The following is a 20,246-nucleotide window of genomic DNA, read 5'->3' as shown; positions in this document are numbered from 1 at the left end:
CTTCGTGCCTCAGCATGACAGAAATAAAAAAGATTAAAGAGAATGGCTGGACTGCAGCCCCTATAAAATACTGACATTCGTTTCCAAACCCTAAAAATTCTTTATTCCCCAACAGGAGTCTTCAACTATGCTCAGATTAACAAGCATTACATAAAATCAAATTCCCCTAAACAAAGGCCGAAAATCCTGTAATAGCTCGCCCAACAATCAGTGTATTAATTTCTTTTGTGCCTTCGTACGAATAAATCGCCTCAGCATCGGCTACAAAACGGGCCACATTATATTCTAGTAAAATACCGTTCCCGCCCATCACTTCTCTTGCTTTGCTTACTACATCACGCGTTCTTAACGAACAGAATACCTTTGCCAAAGAGGCATGTTCATCTTTCAGCAGTCCCTGATCCTGCAATTGCGACAAGCGAAAACAGAGGGTTTGCATGGCTGTTAAATTCGATAACATCTCTACCAAGTGATTTTGAATCAATTGAAAAGATGCAATGGGTTTGCCAAACTGTTTTCGATTCCGTGTATATTCCAAAGCATTTTCATAAGCACCACGGGCACAACCTACAGCCTGCCACGCAACCCCTGCCCTTGTCATTTGCAGTACTTTAGCGGTGTCTTTAAATGAGTTTGCATTTTGCAGACGATCTGCTTCCTCAACCTCACAGTTAGTTAAGGTAATAATTCCATTCTGCACAATCCGTAAGGCCATTTTATCCTGCATTTTCTCTACTGCAAAACCTGGATTATCTTTTTTTACAATAAATCCTTTCACTTCTGCACTTTCCACATCGCGTGCCCAAATAATTAAGATATCGGCAAAAGTGGCGTTACCGATCCATTTTTTCTGGCCGTTTAACACCCATTTACCATTTATTTTTTTACATGTTGTAGTTAGTCCCCCTGCAGCAGCCGAGCCCACTTCAGGTTCAGTTAGCCCAAATGCACCAATAATTTTAAATTGCTGCATTAGCGGTAACCATTGTTGTTTTTGTTCTTCCGATCCACATAAATAGATCGATCCCATCGCCAGACCACTCTGTACGCCAAAAAAAGTAGAAATCGAAGTATCAATCCTAGCCATTTCCATCGCTAAAATGCCTTCCATCAGATTCGATTTTCCCGGACAGCCATAACCTTTATAAGTTAAACCACAGATATTCAGTTCAGCAAGTTTTGGGATAATTTCGAAAGGGAATTCTGCTTTATTCCAGTAATGGTTTACAATGGGTTTTACCTCTTTCTCCAAAAAAGCACGTACTTTTAACTGAAGTTCACGGTCTTCATCTTTAAGCGCTTCATCGCCTAAATGATAAAAATCGCCTTCAATGGGTGGCAATTCTTTCTTTTTTCCCGATCCACCCATCATTTTCATCATCCCCTGAATCTGTTTATCGTCCAGGCTGGATATCGTTTCGACCATTTTGGGTAAATCAACTTTTTTCGATAAAGCTTCTAACTTATCGAAATCGACATGTTTAAAAAGATTGTAAGCGTTTTTGAGAGATGAGAATATATTCGCCATTATTATTCATTTTCAGCATAACAAATAAAGGGGGCTTTTGTTATTTTGTGCTATTTTTTTTGACATTAGCTGGGCATCAACAAAAATTTAAAACTATATCTGATTTAAGTTGTTAATCTGAAAAATTCAATTAACTATGAGCATAGAAAATCAAAATCAGGACCAAGAACAAAGTTTCTTTGATAAAGCAAAAAATAAATTTAACGAATTAAAAGACAAAGCAGAAGATGCTTGGGAAGACGTTAAAGACAAGGCGGAAGATACATGGGAAAATGTAAAAGACAAAGCCGAAGAGTTAAAAGACAAAGCAGATGACAAGTTTGATGAGCTAAAAACAAAAGGTGCATTTGCTGCAGGCGAAGCTAAGGGAAATGTTGAAGCTGCAGGCGAAAATCTGAAAGATAAGGCAAGTGATTTGGCTGACAAAGCTGCTGATAAAGTCGACGATCTGAAAACACAAGCAGCATTTAAGGCTGGAGAGATCAAGGGAAATCTAGAGGCGAATAAATAATTTGCCGTATCTAAGAAAAAGAAGTGCATGCCTTAAAAATATACCAGGCATGCACTTCTGATAAGTTCCAATAAACATTTATCGCAAATCAAATAAATTATCAACGCCCAACAATTTTCTAGAAGTAAAACCTTCGCCAAAAGTTGCGCCAATGCTCTTTCCAAATTCTCTTGCACGGCCGATTACACTTTCGAAAAACTCGGGAGAAGAAATATAAGTCTGCAAACCATCTACATCAGGATTATAAAACTGTGTTTTAAAAGCCTTGATGGACTCAATCTTCTTATCCATATGATCAGATATATCTACGATGATATCAGGCTTTAAATACCTATCCTGAATGAATTGCAATAACAATCTTGGGCGATGCGCCTCTTGCTTAACTCCATCAATTGATGTTTCTATTTTTGGTAAACCCGATAAAAATACCGAATCGTAAACGAGGTCGCCTGCCCTACCGTGATCGGGGTGACGATCTTCCAGCGCATTGCTTAGAATAATTTCTGGTTGGTATTTCCTAATGGCTTTAATTACTTCTAAACGGTGAAATTCATCATTCTGAAAAAAGCCATCCCTTAGCCTTAAATTTTCACGGGCATGTAAACCTAAAATTTTAGCAGAGGCCGCCGCTTCTTCATCTCTCGTTTCTGCTGTACCCCGTGTACCCAGTTCGCCACGGGTTAAATCTACAATCCCGACTTTTTTACCGATGGCAATATGTTTTAAAATGGTACCTGAACAGCAAAGCTCGGCATCATCAGGATGTACGGCTATAACTAAAATATCTAATTTCATGATGTATTATTGGGCATTTTGGTTCAGCAATTGCTGAATTTTCTTTTTGATTTTCGAACTCAGTGGTTTGGTAAAAGGCATAAAAAAATCTACCACTTCGCCATTTCTGTTCACAATGTATTTATGAAAATTCCACCGAGGTTTCGAACTTAATTTTGAGTTTTGTTTTTTATCGCTCAGAAATTGATAAAGCGGATGAGCATGTTCGCCACGGACCATAATCTTATCAAAAACCGGAAATTTTACACCATGGTTAATTTCACAAAAAGATGCGATATCAGAACCGTTTAGTGGTTCTTGTTTTCCAAAATCATTAGTGGGAAAGCCCAGAATCTCAAAATCAGGGCTATTAATCTCGTCTTTAAGTTGTTGTAGCTCTTTTAATTGCGGTGTAAAACCACACTCTGATGCTGTATTTACAATTAAAACAACTTTGTTCCTGTAGGCTGATAACGGCTGTTCTTCGCCATTAATTTTCTTAACCTTAAACGAATAAATATTCGGAATGCGTTCCTGCATTATATTTTATTGATAAAATCCTGAAGTACGGATAATAGATTCTATATCCCTATCCTCGTTCGGATCGTAAGTACTTTTTAAATTATGTCCAACCACACGGGCCACAATCTGATAAGAAAATGCAGCAAAACCACCCTTGGTCTGCTTTATAATATCGTATGTTGTTCTGCCCACCTCGCGGTCGATCAGTTTCGTTAAAATCTGACCTTGAGTAATCGTTAAATCCTTTATTTCGCGGTTAAACATGTCTTTAATTTCTTTATCACATTGTTTAACCAGTTGTTTCTGTTCTTTTTTTTCTGGTGTACGGGCAATATCCTGTTCCAATTGTTCGTATCTACGTTTTGCAAACAGTGCATATGGCATTACTTTTAATACATTATACCGTAATCGGTTGTACGCAGCCTGTTCCGCCGGCGATTTCCATATCCTTGCGGCATAAATAGATACATCATTAAGCTGCATCCACGGAATCATTATACCATTATCATTTGTTGAGGCTACTCTTATTGTATCACTTTTACCCAATTTAGGGAATATTGGCGCGGCAGGATCCTGGGCCCGTAGCGAAATGCTACAAATCATTACAATACAAAGAAAAAAGAGCCCTTTAATTTTCATAAATTTATACTTTTACAAAGTTAGGTGTTATTTCATATATTAGTTGTTTCACAAAACTAATATAAGTTTTATTCATAAATAAGACGCAATTTTTACGCAAAAAATACAAATGAAAACAGAGTTAGTGATTGATTTAGAGGCGGAAAAGCAAGAGATTCTAAAAAGATATAGGGCATTACTACGGGCAAGCAAATCTACTTTACAGAAAGGCGATAAAAAAGAAATCAGGAAAGCTTTTGATATGGCATTGGAAAGCCATAAAGATATGCGCCGAAAATCTGGCGAACCTTACATCTACCACCCTATCGCTGTAGCACAGATTGCCGCTGAAGAAATTGGCCTTGGAACAACCTCTATTGTATGTGCCTTACTACATGATGTGGTAGAAGACACCGATATCACTCTAGAGGATATTGAGCGCGAATTCGGTAAAAAAACCGCTAAAATTATAGATGGTTTAACCAAAATATCTGGTGTTTTCGATACCAATAGCTCATTACAGGCCGAGAATTTCCGAAAAATGCTGCTCACTCTGGCCGATGATGTAAGGGTAATCCTGATCAAACTTGCCGATCGTTTGCACAATATGCGCACAATGGATTTTATGCCTCGCCACAAACAGCTTAAAATCGCTTCAGAAACCATTTATTTATATGCTCCATTAGCCCATAGATTGGGTTTATATGCCATAAAATCAGAGTTGGAAGATCTTTCGATGAAATATCTCGATCCTGATACCTACAAATTCATCGCAAAGAAATTAAACGAGAAAAAAGCAGAACGAGCACTGTTTATCAAAAAATTCGTTGAGCCTATTGATGAGATTGTTCATGAGCAAGGTCTAGTGGCCGATGTTTATGGCAGGCCAAAATCAATCCACTCTATCTGGAACAAGATGAAAAAGAAAAATATTCCTTTCGAAGAGGTTTACGATCTTTTTGCCATCCGGATTATTTTGGATTCGGCACCTGAAAATGAAAAAGCCGATTGCTGGAAAGCGTATTCGATTGTAACCGATCTATACCGTCCAAATCCAGATCGATTACGCGACTGGGTTTCATCACCAAAAGGAAATGGTTACGAAAGTTTACACACCACGGTAATGGGGCCACGCGGACAATGGGTGGAGGTGCAGATCCGTACACAGCGCATGAACGAAATTGCAGAGAAAGGTTTCGCTGCACACTGGAAATACAAAGAATCGAGCAATGATAACGGTCTGGATCAATGGATACAGAAAGTTCGCGAAATGTTGAGCAATCCTGAAGCCAATGCTTTGGATTTTCTTGATGATTTCAAAATGAACCTTTTCTCCGATGAGATTTTTATTTTCACGCCAAAAGGCGCCTTGATCCAGCTGCCCCTAGGTGCTACAGCATTGGATTTTGCCTTCGAGATCCATACCGATGTAGGGGCTACCTGTATTGGCGCAAAGGTTAACCATAAGCTGGTTCCCATCTCATACAAACTTCAAAATGGCGATCAGGTAGAGATTATTACCTCGAGCAAACAAACCCCTAAAGAAGATTGGCTAAACGTGGTTGTAACGGCTAAAGCAAAAGCTAAAATCAAATCTTCTTTAAAGGAAGAAAAGCGGAAAATTGCCGAAAATGGTAAAGAAATCTTAGAAAGGAAACTGAAATCGTTAAAAATCACTTATAATACCGATAATTTACAAAAACTCAGCTATTTCTTTAAGCTGCCTTCTACACAAGAACTTTTTGTGAATGTTGCCCTTGGGAAAATAGAGCTGAAAGATATTAAAGAATATCTATCGAGCGAGAAAGAAGTTGAAAACCGTGGCCCTGAGCGTCCCGAAAATCTTTCTGTTGATGGAATCAAGAGTAAAATTAAAGGTGGAGAATCTGATATCTTACTCATTGGTGAAGATATGCAGCGAATTGATTATACGTTGGCAGCTTGCTGTAACCCAATACCGGGAGATGATGTTTTTGGATTCATCACCGTGAGCGAAGGTATAAAGATACACCGCACCAATTGTCCAAATGCAGCACAGTTAATGGCTAATTATGGTTATCGCGTGGTAAAAGCCAAATGGAACAAACAACAGGAATTAACTTTCTTAACTGGTTTACGCATCGTAGGTATTGATGATGTAGGCCTAATTAACAACATTACCAGGGTAATTTCTACCGACTTCAAAGTAAATATGAGATCGATTACTGTTGATACCAATGAGGGGATTTTTGATGGTTCGATTATGATTTTTGTAAACGATACCGAACACCTGGAAAACCTGATTAAAAATTTATTAAAGGTTAGAGGGGTTACCGGAGTAACCAGGTTTGATGCATAATTAGGCCAGGGTCTGGAGTCCGAAGTCCTGAGTTGTATAGCTGTAGACTTTGGACTCAGGGCTTTCGACTTAAGACTAATCTTACAACATTTCAACAATCTAACCCTCGAACAATCAAACTAATTGACTACCTTTGAATGGAGTTTAAAAACTATGTCTGAACAAAAAACAAATGAGCTCGTTCGCAAGATTTTTGAAGCTTATTTAGAAAACAAAAATCTACGTAAAACACCAGAGCGTTTCGCTATATTGGAAGAAATATATTCAAGAAACGACCACTTTGATGTAGAAACCCTTTATATCCATATGAAAAACCAAAAGTACCGCGTAAGTCGTGCTACGGTTTATAACACATTGGAGTTATTGGTTTCTTGCGATTTAGTTACCAAGCACCAGTTTGGTAAAAACATGGCGCAATTCGAAAAATCGTATGGTTACCGCCAGCACGATCACGTAATCTGTATAGAATGTGGTAAAGTAGTAGAATTCTGCGATCCCCGAATCCACCAGATACAGACCATGGTTGGTGATCTTTTAAAATTTGATGTTAAACACCATTCGTTAAATCTTTACGGCTTCTGCTCTGATTGCAGCATGGCCAGAAAAGTAAGCGAAAGTGCAACAACTACCGAAAAAATTGAACAAAATTAAATCAAAATACAAATAAAACCAGCTTAATTTATTAAATAATGACGCAAGTAGATGTACTTCTCGGCCTGCAATGGGGCGACGAAGGAAAGGGAAAAATCGTTGATGTACTAAGTCCAAAATATGATCTTATTGCCCGTTTTCAGGGTGGCCCAAATGCCGGACATACTTTAGAGTTCGATGGCAAAAAATTCGTTTTAAATACAATCCCTTCAGGAATTTTTAACGAAAAAACCATGAATCTTATCGGTAATGGTGTAGTAATCGACCCTATTATCCTAAAAAGAGAGTTAGATAATTTAAAAAAAGCTGGTCATGATCCGGTTGCCGAAGGCAAACTGGTAATTGCCCGTAAAGCACACTTAATTTTACCAACCCACCAGTTATTGGATGCTGCTAACGAGGCACGCATGGGTAAAAATAAAATTGGATCAACCTTAAAAGGTATTGGCCCAACTTATATGGATAAAACCGGCCGTAACGGTTTACGCGTTGGTGATACTACGCTACCCGATTTCAAGGAGCGTTATGCTAAATTGGTAGAAAAACATACAGAAATCCTTTCTCACTACGAAGGTTTCGAATATGAATTGGTTGAAAAAGAAGCATCTTTCTTCGAGGCAATCGAATTTTTAAAAACCATTCCTCACGTAGATAGCGAACATTATGTAAACGGTTTCTTAAAAGAAGGAAAAGCGGTTTTAGCAGAAGGTGCTCAAGGCACATTATTAGACGTAGATTTTGGTTCATATCCTTTTGTAACTTCAAGCAATACTACTACTGCTGGTGCTTGTACTGGTTTAGGTATTGCTCCCAATAAAGTTGGTGCAGTTTATGGCATTTTCAAAGCTTACTGTACCCGTGTTGGCGGTGGTCCTTTCCCAACTGAATTAGATAACGAAGTTGGTGAGAACTTACGTGCTTTAGGTCATGAGTTTGGCGCAACTACAGGCCGTGCCCGCCGTTGTGGCTGGATTGATCTTCCAGCTTTAAAATATGCCATCATGTTAAACGGTGTAACCGAATTAATTATGATGAAAGCTGATGTTCTAGACACTTTCGATACCATTTATGCTTGTACCCACTACGAATATAATGGCGAAACGATTGATTATATGCCATACGATATCATTTCTATCGAACCAAAACCAGTATTAAAAGCAATTGATGGTTGGGCTACCGATGTGACTAAAATTACTTCGGTTGACGAAATCCCTGCTAAATTGACTGAATACATTGCGTTCTTAGAAAAAGAATTAGAAGTGCCTATTAAATTCCTTTCAGTAGGACCAGACAGAGCACAAACTTTGGAGTTACGTTAAAAACATAATTCGTCATGCTAAATGACGACTGATCATATAAAAGCAATCCGTAATCGGGTTGCTTTTTTCGTTCCAGAGTTATCAACTTTAATGGCAGAAGCGTGAGAAAGCCGGTAATTCTTTACCAATTGAGATAGCAAATTAACTTAGCAACTTGCGTATCAACATCCTCAATCCTCTAACCAAAATAAATCAGAGAAAACATATTTAGCCTTTTTGGGGATAATAAAATTCTCAGGCACAGAAACAATCACTTCTTTTAAATCTTTGCGTTTGATGTCGCCTTTCATAATATAAACGCCCTTAAAAAATGGAAGGGCTTTGTCAGGGCCGCATTCAGCGAAAACGTATAATGTATCTCCTGTCGATTCTTGCTTACATACATATAGGTTTACCTGTTCTCTGTCGATGCCGCAACGTTTCATACTTGGAAAGAACCATAAAATATCTACTATTGCACAAGAATCTTTGGCATTAGTCGTGTCCATTTTCACTTTTGCAACCTGGAGCTTGTTCAAATAAACTTTTTTTTGTTCGAGCATCGAGCAACTGAATATTAGTGCAGCAACAAGGAGGAGGAATAGATACTTTACTTTCATGATTTAATAATTACCCAAGGTAAAATTAATTTTTTACAATTCTCATCTCAATTTCTACCTTTGCCGCAGCTTGAAAACCCTACAAAACATATCCGATTTTAAACAAAAAGCATTGCACTGGGCCGACCAGTTCGAGATTTGTTGCTTTTTAGATTCAAATCATTACAAAGACGATTATTCTGCCTACAACTTTATGATCGCGGCGGCTGCAGTGGATGAATTAAAGTGTTTGTCAGGCAATGCATTTGATCAATTAAAAAGTTTTTATGCTACACATAAACAATGGATTTTTGGTTTTTTCAGCTATGATCTAAAAAACGAAACCGAAGATCTCAGTTCAAGTCATTTGGATAGTTTAGATTTCCCCGATCTTTACTTTTTTGTTCCAAAATATTTAATAGCTTTTAAAAATGGCAAGGTAGAAGTTTTAATTGGCCATCATTCCATTTTAGATGATATTGAATCTTTTCAATCGTCAGCAGAAACTAAGCTGAATTCAATTAAGATTACGCAAAGGTTATCGAAAGATCAATACACTCGTAAAGTAAAGGCTTTACAAGATCATATTATTAGGGGTGATATTTACGAAATTAATTTTTGCCAGGAGTTTTTTGCCGAAAATACAGAGATAGATCCTATCCAAACTTTCGAGGCGCTAAATCAAGTTTCTCCTACCCCATTTGCAGGTTATTTTAAAGTTCATGGTAAATATATTTTATCTGCAACACCAGAAAGGTTTTTGTGCAAACGTGGGTCTAAACTTATCTCGCAGCCCATTAAAGGCACAGCCAAAAGAAGTTCTGATCTGATAGAAGATGAGGCCATAAAGCAGCAACTCAGGAATGATATTAAAGAGCAGGCCGAAAATGTAATGATAGTTGATCTGGTGCGTCACGACCTCACTAAATCGGCAGTTAAGGGTTCTGTTAAAGTCGACGAGTTATTTGGTATCTACAGCTTCCCGCAGGTCCATCAAATGATTTCGACCGTTAGCTGCGAACTAAATCCAGATATTCATTTTATCGATGCCATTAAAAACGCATTTCCAATGGGTTCTATGACGGGTGCCCCAAAGGTTAAAGCCATGAAATTGATCGAAGAATACGAAGTAACCAAAAGAGGCATTTATTCGGGTTCTTTTGGCTGTATAAGTCCAGATGGAGATTTCGACTTTAATGTGGTGATCCGAAGTATTTTATACAATGCTGAATCTAACTATCTATCTTTTCAGGTTGGTGGCGCCATTACCTACCAAAGTAATGCGACTTTAGAATATGAAGAGTGTTTATTAAAAGCCAGTGCAATTTTGAAAGTATTGGGCGATTAGTTCATTGGCTATCGGTTCATTGTTCAGGGCAATCGTCATTCTGAATTTATTTCAGAATCTTAGTGACTGGAAAGACCCTGAAATAGATTCAGGGCGACGATAAAGAAAAAGGTGGAAGTCTCTGCATCATGCATAAACCCTCCACCTTTGTACCTTCAGCCTTAAAACCCTACACCTTAAACCTTACTTCTTATAATACTGCTGTGCTTCAGGTAAATATTTTTGGATCTGTGCAATACGTGCAGCATCACTTGGGTGGGTACTTAAAAACTCAGCTGGCTTTTGAGCTCCCGCAGATGCAGCCGACATCCTGTTCCAGAAAGCAGTGGCATTTTGTGGATTGTATCCAGCCATTGCCATAAAAATCAATCCCAAACGGTCGGCTTCTAATTCCTGGTTGCGACTGAATTTTAACATTGCTACTGGTGTACCAACACCGTAAAGGGTATTAAAAATAGATTGTGTTTGTGGGTTTTTAGATAATGCTACCCCCGCCGCTGCACCAATACCCTGGGCAACCATTTCTTGCGACATCCGTTCTGCAGAATGACCTGCAATAGCATGGGCAATCTCATGGCCCATTACGGTTGCTAAACCAGCATCATCTTGGGTAACAGGCAAAATACCCGTATAAACTACAATCTTCCCTCCTGGCATACACCATGCATTTTTCTCGTTGTTCTGTACCACATTAACCTCCCACTGGTAATCTGCAATCAGGTTACCGTAGTTATTGCTGTTCATATACGATTTTACAGCTGTAATTAATCTACTGCCAACGGTCTTGACTTTCAAAGCCTGTGCATTCGAGGCCGGCAAAACCGTACTTTTATTTTCTGTTAAAAAGGTGCTGTAAGCTTGGAATGCCATTGGCAAAACCTGGTCGTTACTCACTAAATCAAATCGGCTACGCCCAGTTAAAGGAACGGTAGAACATGAGTTAAATAATAAAATCCCAGCAACACTTGCTGTTAAAAATAACTTTTTCATAAATGCGATTTTAAATGACTAGTAAATACTGATAAGCAGAACCGAAGATTAAACAGTAAGCCTATAAATAAGTTTTGGTGAAATGTGTTTTGTTAATTAATTAGTTTTCTTCCTAAACAAATACACTTTAGATTCTTTGCCCTTCAGCAATCTTTCGAGGTTTTTTTGATGCGTAACTAAGATTAAAATACAAACCACCATGCCATAAAGCACTTCAGATTTGATAGAGACCTGAAACAAGAAGACCACACTTAGCGGAAAAGTAAACCCTGCGCAAATGGAGCTTAATGAAACATATTTAGTTAACAGCAATACTACCACAAAAACCAGAACACAAAGCATAGATGCCTCGAAGTTAACTGCCAAAATCATTCCAAAAAGTGTAGCAACCCCCTTGCCACCCCTAAAACCTGCAAAAACTGGAAATAAATGTCCCATTACTGCAGTTACACCGAGTGCAAGTTGATAATTTACGAAAACTACTGAATTTTGCGGCCCGGTTACAGACATGCCGATCAGATAGGCCAAATTAGTTGCAGTATAGCCTTTTGCAATATCGATGATCATAACAGCAATTCCGGCTTTTTTTCCCAATACCCTAAAAGTATTGGTCGCACCGGCATTGCCACTTCCGTATTCCCTTACATCAACGCCATAAAACGCCTGACCAAGCCATACAGCTGTTGGTATAGATCCGAAAAGGTAAGCAATTAATAACGCGCTGAGAGAATAAACCGTAACCATAGCCTACAATGATACAAAAAATAAGCTTTTAATTTTATAGCAAATCAATTTAGTATGCTTTTAAACTCATGTCCAGGCTTTTCACAGAATGTGTAAGTGCACCCATTGAAATAAAATCTACACCACATGCTGCATATTCAGCAACGTTCTCTTCAGTAATTCCTCCAGAAGCTTCTGTAATAAATTTGCCGTCTATTAATTTAACCGCTGCCTTTAAATTTTCAAAACTGAAATTATCAAGCATAATACGGTCTACACCACCAATAGCCAAAACCTGAGATAACTCTTCCAGGTTCCGTACCTCAATTTCGATCTGAAGTGACTTATTTTGATCTGTCAGATATTTTTTAGCAGCTATAATGGCGTTTGAAATCCCTCCGGCGTAATCTACATGATTATCCTTAATTAAGATCATATCATATAAACCAATGCGGTGGTTTACACCTCCTCCTATCCTTACTGCCCATTTTTCTAAATAACGAAGTCCAGGAGTGGTTTTACGGGTATCTAAAATTTTGGTTTTAGTTGTTTTTAACAACGCAACAATCCGATGGGTTTTAGTCGCAATACCGCTCATGCGCTGCATGCAATTTAAAACCAATCGTTCGGCAATTAAAATAGAATGTGTACTTCCTGAAACGGTTAAGGCAATATCACCTACTTTTACCGTTACACCATCTTGCAAGAGTACATCAACCTTTAAAGTATCGTCAACCTCTTTAAAAATCTCAAGGGCCAATTCAACTCCAGCCAAAATGCCGTCTTCCTTGATAATCAGTTTTGCTTTTCCCTGCGTTCCTGGTGGAATTGTTGAAAGTGAAGTATGATCTCCATCACCAACGTCTTCGGTAAGGGCATTTTTTATGAATTGATGTATAAGTTGAGTATCCAAAATGTAGATTTTATGCCGCAAAAATAAGAATTATTTATTAGCAGACAATTTACTGATGGGTTAAAGTGATTTGTTGGCTTCAGAAGTTTCTAGTCTCCGCGACTTATGCAGTTGGCAAAGCATAGCGGTGGCAAAATTTCGTGAGTCCTGCCTAGCCAATTAATCCTTTGCTGGTTCAATCCTTAATTCGGTAATCGAAAAGCTGGTATTGAATTTTTTCATGGTGATAGACACCCTGAAAGTCTCTTTGGCCGTACTTAGAATAATTACACCAAAACGATAATTTGGATTGGTATTAATTTTATGAAAAATACTTGTTTTTACTGGAGGATGTTTAACAAAAAAATCTCTTAAAATCTGTTCACCCTGTGCTTTAGAGTATACATCTTCTTCATCAACAATAATAAGTTCGATAGTTGAGGCGAAATTTTTTGCAATTTCTTTTGAGTTGCTAGCCTTAAAATACGACGATAAATCATCAATAATATCTGCCTGAAGCGCTGTAGGGTGATATAATGACGACAAACTAATAATGAGTAAAAATAAGCTCCGGATCATTTCTGTATTTTATACAGAACCCTATAGCTAAAATTATGCCATTAGCACATCAAAAAAAGGATTTCTTCATTTGTATAAGCTTCAATAAAGTTATATTTGCGATATAAACAAAACACTAAAACATGTTATACACGAAAATGTTTTAATGTATATCAATAAATTTTACACTAAAAATGGTAAACGATAAAAAACTCGCACTTATAATTCTAGATGGTTGGGGCTACGGAAAACAAGATAATTCTGATGCAGCATATGCCGCCAATACTCCTTTTTTCGATTCTTTATTACAGAAATATCCAAATTCTAAGCTTGAGGCATCTGGTGAAGCAGTAGGTTTACCAGCCGGACAGATGGGAAATTCTGAAGTTGGACACATGAACCTAGGTGCAGGTCGGGTAGTTTACCAAGAGCTCGGACGAATCAACAAATCGATTACAGACAGAGAATTGCACAGCAACCCGGTTTTAGTAAGTGCATTTGATTATGCCAAACAGCATAACAAAGCAGTTCACTTCATCGGCCTCGTTTCAAACGGTGGCGTACATGCCCATATCGAACATTTAAAAGCTTTATGCGATGCCGCAAATGAAGCAAATGTGCCAAATACTTTTATCCATGCTTTCTTAGATGGCCGTGATACTGATCCAAATTCTGGTCTGGGTTTTATTACCGATCTGGAAAACCATATCCAAAATACCAATGCTAAATTGGCTACCATGGTTGGCCGTTATTATGCAATGGACCGCGATAACCGCTGGGAGCGTGTGAAACAAGCTTATGATGTAATGGTAAATGGCATTGGCGAAAAAACCCAGGATGCTTTGGCAGCAATAAAAAAATCGTACGCTGATGGTATTACAGATGAGTTCTTAAAACCAATCGTATTAACGCAGGCTAATGGGGCTCCTGTTACCACTATACAAAATGATGATGTGGTTATCTGTTTTAATTTCCGTACAGATAGAGGCCGTGAAATTACTACTGCTTTAACGCAAAAAGATTTCCCTGAACAGCAAATGTATAAACTGCCGTTGTATTATGTTACCATGACTACTTATGACGAGAGCTTTGAAAAGGTAAACGTAATTTTTACCAAGGATGATTTAACCCAAACCATTGGCGAGGTATTGGCCAACAACAATAAAAATCAAATCCGCATTGCTGAAACCGAGAAATACCCTCACGTAACTTTCTTCTTCTCTGGCGGTAGGGAAGCTGAATTTAAAAACGAAAAACGCCTTTTAATCCCTTCTCCGAAAGTAGCAACCTACGATCTTCAACCCGAAATGAGTGCTGCAGGAATTACAGATGCTATTACCAAAGAAATGGAAACAGGATGGGCTGATTTTATTTGCTTAAACTTTGCCAATCCAGATATGGTTGGCCATACAGGCGTTTTTGAGGCCGTGGTAAAAGCGGTTGAAACTGCAGATAAATGTGCAGAAACTGTAGTAAAAAAGGGTCTGGAGCATGGCTATTCGTTTATTCTCCTGGCCGATCATGGAAACTCAGAATTTATGATCAATGGTGATGGGTCTGTGAATACTGCACATACAACCAACCTGGTTCCTTGTATTTTAATTGATAAGGACTATAAAAGCATTGCAGATGGTAAACTAGGCGACATTGCCCCTACTATTCTAAAAATATTAGGCGTGGCTATTCCAGCAGAAATGACAGGAAATGTTTTAGTATAATGATCAAAAAACTTTATATCCTGGTATTTGCTTTGGCATTGTTTTCCTGCAACCAGCGAAAAGAAGCTGAAGCAAATACTGGTTTAACCTATTTCGATATAAAAGGATATTTCGGAAAAGAAATTCCGCGCTTGCAAAAGCTAAACCCTGTTGTAAATAAAACCGTTAGTGTAAATGGGGCAGCTGAAAGCAAAACGTCTAAAATCGCTGACTGGGCAAAAGAATTAGCCATTTTTGTTAATGCCGACATTAATAAAATATCGTGGAAAGGAAGTTTTAAAACAAAAAAACAGGATGGAGTAGATATCTATACTTCCGATAATAAAAAAATCCCTGTTAAGAAGGTTTCTATTATCTGGAAAGGTCAGAAAGCAGGTAAAATAGAGATCATCATCGATAATAAAAACATCTTATACCAATCGCAGGATACTTTAACTTACTATCCGGATAGCTTATACACAATCAAAAAGCAACAGAAAATTAGATTGCTAAAAGAAAAAAAGTATTCAGTTATTGGAAAACTGAAATAAAAAAAATGGGACTCGAAAATATTCAAGTCCCATTTTTATGTAAAGGCTGTATTTTTATTTTAGGCTTGCAATCTGTGCCTTATCGTAGGTTACCCAATCGATAATGTCTTTTCTTAATGGCTGTAAGGTTAATACTTTCTGAAAATCAGCGATAGAGTTATTGAATAAAGCTACGCAAGCTACTTTTTCTTCTTTTTTCTTTGCTTTAAAAGACCTGAAAATTGCATAATCTTTGTAAGCTAAGCCACGGTTCTGAAACATCTGTGCATCTTCATCGCCATTAATTTCAATGGCTTTTGTGAAATCTTTGAGAGATGCCAAATAAAAATTCTCGCGCATGGTATTTAACGATTCTTTAGGGTCGTTGGCTATTTTTAATCTTGCAATACCACGGTAATAATAAGCAGAAACCTCTGTAGGTTTAATGGTTAATAATCGGCTGTAAGTAGCGATACATTTCTCGTATTCACGATTTTGGAAATAAGAATACCCCAGCATCTGAAGTACATTTGCATTATCAGGAGTTTTAGTATCAGCTTTTTCTAATTGTAGAGCGGCAGTTTTATAATCACCTTTCATCATAGCCTGCATGCTTCTTTCGTAATTGCTTTGTGCGAAACTACCAGTTGATGTAAAAATAATTAATCCTAAAATCGCCTTTTTAAAATTGTTCATGTATGAGTAATAAGTTTAACAAATCTAACGCCTAACCAAATTTATAGGAGAATTTTTTTGCAATATAATCCTATTCTGATAAATTAAAAGTTTTTAATTTTCTTTCATTCAAAACCAGATGCCCTAAACATTAGCTTAAACGCTAAAATATGCTTTATATGATATTGGCGAAAATATTTATATTACTCTGCCTTTTTAACATAAGATTAATATTATTTTCACTTTGGCACAAGAGTTGAATTTATTAACTTAATACCAAAATTAAATAAAGTGAATACGATTAAACTGCCAGTTTGTCGTTAGCGGAAAATGTGATAATGAGTAAACAAGATATATTTGATTTCCACACAGCAATGCCAATTATAAATGAGGATACCGAATTTTTTCCCTTAATGTCTCAACAAGACGAGGAGGAAATGAACAATGAGGAAACGCCCGAAACGTTGGCCATATTGCCTTTGCGAAACACAGTTTTATTTCCAGGCGTAGTTATTCCTATTACGGTTGGAAGAGATAAATCCATTAAATTAATTAAAGAAGCTTACAAAGGAAATAAGATTATTGGTGTTGTTTCTCAAAAAGACGTCTCTATCGAAGATCCTACTTTTGAGCAGCTTAACACGGTTGGTACTGTGGCAAACATCATTAAGCTGTTACAGATGCCCGATGGAAATACCACCGTAATTATCCAGGGTAAACAACGTTTCAGCTTAATTGAAGAGGTACAGAACGAACCTTATATCAAAGCCGTTGTTAAAAAATTCGAAGAACAAAAGCACAAAGCAGATAAAGAGTTTAAAACATTAATCGCTTCTATACGCGAGATGTCTGCGCAGATTATCCAGCTTTCACCAAATATTCCAAGCGAAGCCAGTATTGCACTAAAAAACATTGAGAGCAATTCATTTTTGATCAATTTCATTTCGTCAAATATGAATGCCGAAATGGCCGATAAGCAAAAAATCCTTGAGATGGATAAATTGCAGGAAAGAGCGCAAAAAGTAATGGAACTTTTAATGGTCGAATTGCAGATGCTGGAGCTGAGAAACCAGATCCAGTCTAAAGTACGTACCGACCTTGATAAGCAACAACGCGATTATTTCTTAAACCAGCAGTTAAAAACCATCCAGGAAGAATTGGGCGGCAACTCTGCCGATTTAGAATTTGATGCTTTACAGGAAAGAGCTAAAAAGAAAAAATGGACGCAGACCGTTGCTGATCATTTTGATAAGGAACTAGATAAGTTGGGTAGAATGAACCCTGCTGCCCCAGATTACTCCGTTCAGTTAAATTATTTAGAACTCCTTTTAGATTTACCCTGGAGCGAGTTTACTAAAGACAATTTCGACCTAAAAAGAGCACAGCGTATCTTAGATAAAGATCATTTTGGTTTAGAAAAAGTTAAACAACGTATTATTGAATACTTAGCCGTATTAAAATTAAAGCGCAATATGAAAGCGCCAATTTTATGTTTGGTTGGCCCTCCGGGGGTTGGTAAAACATCTTTAGGAAAATCTATTGCGAAAGCATTAGGCCGCAAATATGTACGTATGGCTTTAGGGGGTATCCGCGATGAAGCCGAAATCCGTGGTCACCGTAAAACTTACATAGGTGCCATGCCAGGCCGTATCATTTCGTCTATTAAAAAAGCTGGAGCAGATAACCCTGTTTTTGTTTTGGATGAGATTGATAAGGTAGGAACCGACCATCGCGGCGATCCATCATCAGCTTTGCTGGAAGTTTTAGATCCTGAGCAGAACAATGCTTTTTACGATCACTATGTTGAGGTAGATTACGATTTGTCAAACATCTTATTCATTGCCACAGCAAACTCTTTAAGTACAATACAGCCTGCTTTGTTAGACCGTATGGAAATTATTGAGGTGAATGGATATACTATTGAAGAAAAAATAGAGATTGCAAAAAAATACCTGTTGCCAAAACAGAAAGAAAACCATGGTTTGCAGGCCAAAGATATTGCCCTTAAACCTGCCCTGATCGAAAAAGTGATCGAAGATTATACAAGAGAATCGGGCGTACGTGGTTTAGAGAAAAAAATCGGCTCTCTGGTGCGTGGTGTGGCTACAAAAATTGCAATGGAAGAGGCTTATGATGCAAACTTAAGCAATGAAGATATTGAGCGTATTTTAGGTGCCCCGATTTATGATAAAGACTTATACGAAGGCAATGAAGTAGCTGGCGTGGTAACAGGCTTAGCCTGGACAAGCGTTGGAGGTGATATTTTATTCATCGAATCGAGCTTAAGTCCTGGGAAAGGAAAATTAACCTTAACCGGTAACCTGGGTGATGTAATGAAAGAATCGGCAGTAATTGCTTTGGCTTATCTACGTGCGCATGCAGCTGAATTTGGTATCGATTACACTTTATTTGACAACTGGGATGTTCATGTTCACGTGCCTGCAGGTGCTACACCAAAAGACGGACCTTCTGCAGGGGTAACAATGCTTACTGCCTTAACGTCGGCATTTACACAACGTAAGGTAAAACAGCATTTAGCGATGACCGGCGAGATTACCTTACGCGGAAAAGTACTTCCTGTTGGTGGGATTAAGGAAAAAATTCTTGCGGCAAAAAGGGCAAACATTAAAGAAATTATACTTTGCAAAAGCAACCGTAAAGATATTTTAGAGATTAAAGAAAGTTATATCAAGGATTTAAAATTTCACTATGTAACCGAAATGAGCGAAGTAATTGAATTGGCTTTAACTAAAAATAAAGTAAAAAAACCTTTAGATTTAAGTGTCAAAATTGCTCCCATTGTAAACTAATTGCTAATTCTTTTGGATTAACGATCAAAAATCCAATTACAATAAATACTTTTATAGCCTAGGTAAATTGCCTGGGCTTTTTTATGAGATCATTTTTATTTACCGTAGTTTTTTGTTTGGTTGTTTCGACCAGTTTTTCTCAATCTTTTAAAAACGAATTCGGTTTTAAAACCGAAAACGATGCTTATTTGGCCACATTAAACGATAGATATTATACTAACGGATTATTTATTTACTTCCGCCATGCCATTAATACCGAAAAACTATCGGATAAAATAGAGAAAAAGACTTACGAAATTTCTGCCGGACAAAAAATGTATACGCCTTATTGGGGCCAGGTACCGAATAAAGAAGATCAGGACAGGCCTTTTGCAGGTTATCTTTATGCAGGTGGTGCATACTCTATTTTCTATAAAAATGAGAGTGTTTTAAAAACCAGTGTAGAATTGGGAACGGTAGGCCCCAACTCACTTGCTCAAACTGCACAGCGTTTTCTACATAAAACTGTGGGTTTTTATACTCCTGCAGGTTGGGATTACCAAATCAAAAATGAACTGGCGATAAACTTTGCCGCCAACTACAGTAAACTACTTTTTAGACCCGAAGATCCTATTGTAGATATCAGTGCACAGGGTTATGCCAATTTAGGAACAACTTTTTCGGGTTTGGGTGCATCAGTGCTTTTTAGGGCAGGTAAATTAAATCAATTGTTTAACAGCGCCTATCATAACGCAGTGATCGGAAATTCGAAAACAAAAAGCTTAAACAATTCAGAGTTTTTCTTCTATGTAAAACCACAATTAAACTTTGTTGCTTACGATGCCACCATACAAGGAAGCCTTTTTAATGATGACAGTCCGGTAACTTTTGGTGTAAAGCCGATTGTTTTTGAACAACAGTTCGGGGTAAATTACAGTTCAAAAAGATTTACTGCCGATTTCAATGTGATTTTTAAAACAAAGGAAGTTAAAAGTGTGGCAAAGGCACAAAATTATGGTGGTTTAAGCTTGTACTACAGGTTTGGGAAGAGTTAGGTTCGTTAAATTGTTGATGGCTAATATTATTTTAGACAATCCATTTTCCAAAGCGATCGTCATGCTGAATTTATTTCACTGTTGTCCGGTTAAAATTGATTATTGAAGATAAATAAGGCTTATTGGCTAATTAAGGTTGTTTATGTTTTA

Annotated in this window: 19 protein-coding genes; 9 read left to right on the top strand and 10 right to left on the bottom strand. The window is 37.6% G+C overall.

Annotated elements, in window-relative coordinates; translation table 11 throughout:
* Positions 1-166: 166 nt before the first annotated feature.
* Entirely contained in the window at positions 167-1,528 is a 1,362-nt protein-coding gene (locus HDC90_RS19000) for an acyl-CoA dehydrogenase family protein (protein WP_184469207.1), read from the bottom strand.
* A gap of 136 nt (positions 1,529-1,664) precedes the next feature.
* Here HDC90_RS19000 and HDC90_RS18995 point away from each other — a divergent pair, with 136 nt between their 5' ends.
* A complete protein-coding gene (locus HDC90_RS18995; protein ID WP_184469205.1) occupies positions 1,665-2,039 on the top strand; it encodes a YtxH domain-containing protein in 375 nt (124 codons plus the stop codon).
* Between the two features lie 78 nt (positions 2,040-2,117).
* Here the strand turns inward: HDC90_RS18995 and bshB1 are convergent, their stop codons facing one another.
* From bshB1 to HDC90_RS18980, 3 genes are read right to left on the bottom strand one after another with little or no spacing between them, the layout of a single operon-like run.
* Positions 2,118-2,834, bottom strand: coding sequence for a bacillithiol biosynthesis deacetylase BshB1 (gene bshB1 / locus HDC90_RS18990; protein WP_184469203.1), 717 nt, complete (start codon positions 2,832-2,834; stop codon positions 2,118-2,120).
* Positions 2,835-2,840: 6 nt separating this feature from the next.
* On the bottom strand, positions 2,841-3,353 hold the full coding sequence (locus tag HDC90_RS18985; protein WP_184469201.1) for a glutathione peroxidase: 513 nt from the start codon (positions 3,351-3,353) through the stop codon (positions 2,841-2,843).
* Positions 3,354-3,359: 6 nt separating this feature from the next.
* Complete coding sequence (locus tag HDC90_RS18980; protein WP_184469199.1) at positions 3,360-3,974, bottom strand: DUF4294 domain-containing protein; 615 nt, start codon at positions 3,972-3,974, stop codon at positions 3,360-3,362.
* A 109-nt stretch (positions 3,975-4,083) separates the two neighbouring features.
* On the opposite strand from HDC90_RS18980, the gene HDC90_RS18975 reads away from it, so the two are divergent.
* The 3 genes from HDC90_RS18975 (at position 4,084) to HDC90_RS18965 (ending at position 8,261) form a co-directional block, all read left to right on the top strand.
* Entirely contained in the window at positions 4,084-6,291 is a 2,208-nt protein-coding gene (locus HDC90_RS18975; RefSeq protein WP_184469197.1) for a bifunctional (p)ppGpp synthetase/guanosine-3',5'-bis(diphosphate) 3'-pyrophosphohydrolase, read from the top strand.
* A gap of 153 nt (positions 6,292-6,444) precedes the next feature.
* Positions 6,445-6,942: a Fur family transcriptional regulator gene (locus tag HDC90_RS18970; protein ID WP_184469195.1), complete on the top strand. Its 498-nt coding sequence runs from the start codon at positions 6,445-6,447 to the stop codon at positions 6,940-6,942.
* A gap of 38 nt (positions 6,943-6,980) precedes the next feature.
* Entirely contained in the window at positions 6,981-8,261 is a 1,281-nt protein-coding gene (locus HDC90_RS18965) for an adenylosuccinate synthase (RefSeq protein ID WP_184469193.1), read from the top strand.
* A 170-nt stretch (positions 8,262-8,431) separates the two neighbouring features.
* Here the strand turns inward: HDC90_RS18965 and HDC90_RS18960 are convergent, their stop codons facing one another.
* Positions 8,432-8,860, bottom strand: coding sequence for a hypothetical protein (locus tag HDC90_RS18960; protein WP_184469191.1), 429 nt, complete (start codon positions 8,858-8,860; stop codon positions 8,432-8,434).
* Positions 8,861-8,930: 70 nt separating this feature from the next.
* Here HDC90_RS18960 and HDC90_RS18955 point away from each other — a divergent pair, with 70 nt between their 5' ends.
* Positions 8,931-10,187 carry an anthranilate synthase component I family protein gene (locus tag HDC90_RS18955; RefSeq protein ID WP_184469189.1) on the top strand — a complete coding sequence of 419 codons (1,257 nt, stop codon included), beginning with the start codon at positions 8,931-8,933 and terminating at the stop codon, positions 10,185-10,187.
* 183 nt (positions 10,188-10,370) lie between these two features.
* On the opposite strand, the gene HDC90_RS18950 is transcribed toward HDC90_RS18955, so the two are convergent.
* The 4 genes from HDC90_RS18950 to HDC90_RS18935 form a co-directional block, all read right to left on the bottom strand.
* On the bottom strand, positions 10,371-11,177 hold the full coding sequence (locus HDC90_RS18950) for a M48 family metallopeptidase (RefSeq protein WP_184469187.1): 807 nt from the start codon (positions 11,175-11,177) through the stop codon (positions 10,371-10,373).
* Between the two features lie 96 nt (positions 11,178-11,273).
* Positions 11,274-11,921 carry a glycerol-3-phosphate 1-O-acyltransferase PlsY gene (plsY, locus tag HDC90_RS18945; RefSeq protein WP_029279402.1) on the bottom strand — a complete coding sequence of 216 codons (648 nt, stop codon included), beginning with the start codon at positions 11,919-11,921 and terminating at the stop codon, positions 11,274-11,276.
* A gap of 49 nt (positions 11,922-11,970) precedes the next feature.
* Positions 11,971-12,813 carry a carboxylating nicotinate-nucleotide diphosphorylase gene (gene nadC, locus HDC90_RS18940; protein WP_184469185.1) on the bottom strand — a complete coding sequence of 281 codons (843 nt, stop codon included), beginning with the start codon at positions 12,811-12,813 and terminating at the stop codon, positions 11,971-11,973.
* Between the two features lie 159 nt (positions 12,814-12,972).
* Entirely contained in the window at positions 12,973-13,371 is a 399-nt protein-coding gene (locus tag HDC90_RS18935) for a DUF4783 domain-containing protein (RefSeq protein ID WP_167295385.1), read from the bottom strand.
* Between the two features lie 173 nt (positions 13,372-13,544).
* Between HDC90_RS18935 and gpmI the strand changes: the two genes are divergently transcribed.
* Both gpmI and HDC90_RS18925 read left to right on the top strand, forming a co-directional pair.
* Positions 13,545-15,068 (top strand): 2,3-bisphosphoglycerate-independent phosphoglycerate mutase, encoded by a 1,524-nt coding sequence (gpmI, locus tag HDC90_RS18930; RefSeq protein ID WP_184469183.1) that lies wholly within the window; start codon positions 13,545-13,547, stop codon positions 15,066-15,068.
* Positions 15,068-15,598 (top strand): hypothetical protein, encoded by a 531-nt coding sequence (locus HDC90_RS18925; protein WP_184469181.1) that lies wholly within the window; start codon positions 15,068-15,070, stop codon positions 15,596-15,598. The genes gpmI and HDC90_RS18925 overlap by 1 nt, the downstream gene beginning before the upstream one ends.
* Before the next feature lie 54 nt (positions 15,599-15,652).
* On the opposite strand, the gene HDC90_RS18920 is transcribed toward HDC90_RS18925, so the two are convergent.
* The gene (locus HDC90_RS18920) at positions 15,653-16,273 is read right to left on the bottom strand and encodes a tetratricopeptide repeat protein (protein WP_184469179.1); all 621 of its coding nucleotides are present in this window, start codon (positions 16,271-16,273) and stop codon (positions 15,653-15,655) included.
* A 317-nt stretch (positions 16,274-16,590) separates the two neighbouring features.
* Here HDC90_RS18920 and lon point away from each other — a divergent pair, with 317 nt between their 5' ends.
* Both lon and HDC90_RS18910 read left to right on the top strand, forming a co-directional pair.
* Positions 16,591-19,062 carry an endopeptidase La gene (gene lon, locus HDC90_RS18915; protein WP_184469177.1) on the top strand — a complete coding sequence of 824 codons (2,472 nt, stop codon included), beginning with the start codon at positions 16,591-16,593 and terminating at the stop codon, positions 19,060-19,062.
* Between the two features lie 83 nt (positions 19,063-19,145).
* Positions 19,146-20,096, top strand: coding sequence for a lipid A deacylase LpxR family protein (locus tag HDC90_RS18910; RefSeq protein ID WP_184469176.1), 951 nt, complete (start codon positions 19,146-19,148; stop codon positions 20,094-20,096).
* Positions 20,097-20,246: the final 150 nt, after the last annotated feature.

The organism is Pedobacter sp. AK013 (genome assembly GCF_014205835.1).
Taxonomy (GTDB): domain Bacteria; phylum Bacteroidota; class Bacteroidia; order Sphingobacteriales; family Sphingobacteriaceae; genus Pedobacter.
Note: the sequence above shows the minus strand (reverse complement) of the source record. Positions and strands in the feature narration are given on the sequence as shown.

What these genes read in the sequence shown, in the direction of transcription:
- HDC90_RS19000 (WP_184469207.1), bottom strand. Translation starts at nt 1,528, where the DNA reads ATGGCGAATATATTCTCATCTCTCAAAAACGCTTACAATCTTTTTAAA.
- HDC90_RS18995 (WP_184469205.1), top strand. Translation starts at nt 1,665, where the DNA reads ATGAGCATAGAAAATCAAAATCAGGACCAAGAACAAAGTTTCTTTGAT.
- bshB1 (WP_184469203.1), bottom strand. Translation starts at nt 2,834, where the DNA reads ATGAAATTAGATATTTTAGTTATAGCCGTACATCCTGATGATGCCGAG.
- HDC90_RS18985 (WP_184469201.1), bottom strand. Translation starts at nt 3,353, where the DNA reads ATGCAGGAACGCATTCCGAATATTTATTCGTTTAAGGTTAAGAAAATT.
- HDC90_RS18980 (WP_184469199.1), bottom strand. Translation starts at nt 3,974, where the DNA reads ATGAAAATTAAAGGGCTCTTTTTTCTTTGTATTGTAATGATTTGTAGC.
- HDC90_RS18975 (WP_184469197.1), top strand. Translation starts at nt 4,084, where the DNA reads ATGAAAACAGAGTTAGTGATTGATTTAGAGGCGGAAAAGCAAGAGATT.
- HDC90_RS18970 (WP_184469195.1), top strand. Translation starts at nt 6,445, where the DNA reads ATGTCTGAACAAAAAACAAATGAGCTCGTTCGCAAGATTTTTGAAGCT.
- HDC90_RS18965 (WP_184469193.1), top strand. Translation starts at nt 6,981, where the DNA reads ATGACGCAAGTAGATGTACTTCTCGGCCTGCAATGGGGCGACGAAGGA.
- HDC90_RS18960 (WP_184469191.1), bottom strand. Translation starts at nt 8,860, where the DNA reads ATGAAAGTAAAGTATCTATTCCTCCTCCTTGTTGCTGCACTAATATTC.
- HDC90_RS18950 (WP_184469187.1), bottom strand. Translation starts at nt 11,177, where the DNA reads ATGAAAAAGTTATTTTTAACAGCAAGTGTTGCTGGGATTTTATTATTT.
- plsY (WP_029279402.1), bottom strand. Translation starts at nt 11,921, where the DNA reads ATGGTTACGGTTTATTCTCTCAGCGCGTTATTAATTGCTTACCTTTTC.
- HDC90_RS18935 (WP_167295385.1), bottom strand. Translation starts at nt 13,371, where the DNA reads ATGATCCGGAGCTTATTTTTACTCATTATTAGTTTGTCGTCATTATAT.
- gpmI (WP_184469183.1), top strand. Translation starts at nt 13,545, where the DNA reads ATGGTAAACGATAAAAAACTCGCACTTATAATTCTAGATGGTTGGGGC.
- HDC90_RS18925 (WP_184469181.1), top strand. Translation starts at nt 15,068, where the DNA reads ATGATCAAAAAACTTTATATCCTGGTATTTGCTTTGGCATTGTTTTCC.
- HDC90_RS18920 (WP_184469179.1), bottom strand. Translation starts at nt 16,273, where the DNA reads ATGAACAATTTTAAAAAGGCGATTTTAGGATTAATTATTTTTACATCA.
- lon (WP_184469177.1), top strand. Translation starts at nt 16,591, where the DNA reads ATGAGTAAACAAGATATATTTGATTTCCACACAGCAATGCCAATTATA.
- HDC90_RS18910 (WP_184469176.1), top strand. Translation starts at nt 19,146, where the DNA reads ATGAGATCATTTTTATTTACCGTAGTTTTTTGTTTGGTTGTTTCGACC.